The sequence below is a fragment of the Aquabacterium sp. UBA2148 genome, assembly GCF_002328915.1.
GTDB lineage: Bacteria > Pseudomonadota > Gammaproteobacteria > Burkholderiales > Burkholderiaceae_C > Aquabacterium > Aquabacterium parvum.
This window is the reverse complement of record NZ_DCXA01000227.1, coordinates 1-2,292: the sequence shown is the minus strand read 5'-3', so window position 1 is coordinate 2,292 and position 2,292 is coordinate 1. Positions and strand designations below refer to the sequence as shown.

Here is a 2,292-nt window from a genome sequence, read left to right as displayed (position 1 = left end):
GCAACCTGGCCAGATCTCCGAGCCCGTGGTCAGCCGCTATGGCGTGCACCTGATCCAGTTGCTCGAGCGCCGCGAAGTGCAACTCAGCGACGCGCAACGGCGCGAAGCAGCTCGCAGCGTGCTGCGCGAGCGCCGCTTCGAGGCCACCTACGAAGACTGGGCACGCGAGCTGCGCGCCGCCGCTTACGTGGAAATGCGCGATGCGCCCTGATCGCCCCCAGCCGCGTTCGGGCACGCGTCGCCCCGTGGCGGGCGGTGGCGGTCACATCGCGCGCAAGCGCTTCGGTCAGAACTTCCTGGTCGACCATGGCGTGATCGACGAGATCGTGCGCGCCATCGCCCCCAAGCCGGGCGAGGCGCTGGTGGAAATCGGCCCCGGCCTGGGTGCCCTGACCAACCCGGTGGTCGAGCGCAGCGAAAAGCTCACCGTCATCGAGCTCGACCGCGACCTGGCTGCCCGCCTGCGCAAGCGCCCGGAACTCCAGGTCGTTGAGTCGGACGTGCTCAAGGTCGACTTCGCCACCCTGGCGGCCGAGGCAGGCCAGAAGCTGCGCGTCATCGGCAACCTGCCCTACAACATCTCCAGCCCCATCCTCTTTCACCTGCTGCCGGTGGCCGAGCACGTGGTCGACCAGCACTTCATGCTGCAAAAAGAGGTGGTGGACCGCATGGTGGCCCAGCCTGGCTGCAAGGACTACAGCCGCCTGAGCGTGATGCTGCAGTGGCGCTACGACATGGCTTGCGTGGTGGACGTGCCGCCCGAATCGTTCGACCCGCCCCCGAAGGTGGACTCGGCCGTGGTGCGCATGACGCCCTGGGCGCAGCCCGAAGAGGTCGATGTGCAGGTGCTCGAGAAGATGGTGGCCGTGGCGTTCTCGCAGCGCCGCAAGATTTTGCGCCACACGCTGGGCGCCTGGATGGCCGAGCGTGGCCTCGAAGGCGGCTTCGACCTGCAGCGTCGCGCCGAGGAGGTGCCGGTGGCCGACTACATCGCCCTGGCGCGCCGGGCGGCGGCTGGCTGAGCGAATCGGGCGCGGCACGAAGCCGCCAGAGCGGTGACACCGAAGCCGGAGCCGAGCCAGGCCCGGCTGCCCCGTAAACTGCCCGCATGAAGACATACCTCGTCGGCGGCGCCGTGCGCGACCGGCTCCTGGGCCGCCCCCAGGGCGATCGGGACTGGGTGGTGGTGGGCACCACCCCCGAGGCCATGCTGGCCGCAGGCTTTCGCCCTGTGGGCAAGGACTTCCCGGTCTTCCTGCACCCGGACACCGGCGAAGAGCACGCCCTGGCCCGCACCGAGCGCAAAAGCGGTCCGGGTTATCACGGCTTTGACGTGCACGCCTCGCCCGACGTCACCCTCGAAGAAGACCTCACCCGCCGCGACCTGACCATCAACGCCATGGCCGAGGACCACGACGGCACCTTGATCGACCCCTGGGGTGGCCAGCGAGACCTGGGCGCGCGCGTGCTGCGCCACGTCTCGCCGGCTTTTGCCGAAGACCCGGTTCGCATCCTGCGCCTGGCCCGCTTCGCCGCGCGCCTGCCCGAGTTCACCGTCGCGCCCGAGACCCTGGCGCTGATGCGCGGCATGGTGGCCGATGGCGAGGTGGACCACCTCGTGGCCGAACGCGTCTGGCAGGAGCTCGCCCGTGGCCTGATGGAAGATCGCCCCTCGCGCATGTTCGAGGTGCTGCGCGAGTGCGGCGCCCTGGCCCGCCTGCTGCCCGAGGTCGACCGCCTGTGGGGCGTGCCCCAGCGCGCCGAATACCACCCCGAGGTCGACACCGGCGTGCACCTGATGATGGTGCTGGACATGAGCGCCCGACTGGGGGGCTCGCTCAGCGTGCGCTACGCCTGCCTGGGGCACGACCTGGGCAAGGGCACCACGCCCGCCGACGTGCTGCCTCGGCACCTGGACCACGAAGCGCGCAGCGTGGAACTGCTCCAGGCGGTGGGACAGCGCCTGCGCGTGCCCAACGACTGCCGCGAGCTGGCCGACGTGGTGGCGCGCGAGCACGGCAACATCCACCGCAGCGACGACTTGAACGCCGAGGCATTGCTCAGGTTGCTCGAGCGCTGCGACGCCATCCGCAAACCGCAGCGGTTTGACGACGTGCTGCTGGCCTGCGAGTGCGACGCCCGAGGCCGGCTGGGCTGGACCGAGCGCCCCTACCCCCAGGCCGAGCGCCTGCGTCGAGCCCTGCAAGCGGCCCTGTCGGTCGACACCAGCGAGCTGTCGGCTGCGGCGATGGCTCAGGGCAAGCAAGGCAAGGACATCGGCCGCGTCATCCA

Annotated in this window: 2 protein-coding genes and 1 pseudogene; all 3 read left to right on the top strand. The window is 70.3% G+C overall.

The genetic code is table 11. The features are described 5' to 3' along the window. A pseudogene (locus tag B2W70_RS12875) lies at positions 1-211 on the top strand (molecular chaperone SurA); the annotation flags it as partial. Then, positions 201-1,022, top strand: a complete 822-nt coding sequence (rsmA, locus tag B2W70_RS12870) for a 16S rRNA (adenine(1518)-N(6)/adenine(1519)-N(6))-dimethyltransferase RsmA (RefSeq protein ID WP_286746234.1) — start codon at positions 201-203, stop codon at positions 1,020-1,022. The pseudogene B2W70_RS12875 and the gene rsmA, both read left to right, overlap by 11 nt. A gap of 86 nt (positions 1,023-1,108) precedes the next feature. Beyond that, positions 1,109-2,292: multifunctional CCA addition/repair protein (locus tag B2W70_RS12865; protein ID WP_286746232.1), on the top strand; the 1,184-nt coding region annotated here is incomplete at its 3' end.

Bases quoted from the DNA above. Each gene is read 5' to 3' on its own strand.
- rsmA (WP_286746234.1), top strand. From the start codon at position 201: ATGCGCCCTGATCGCCCCCAGCCGCGTTCGGGCACGCGTCGCCCCGTG.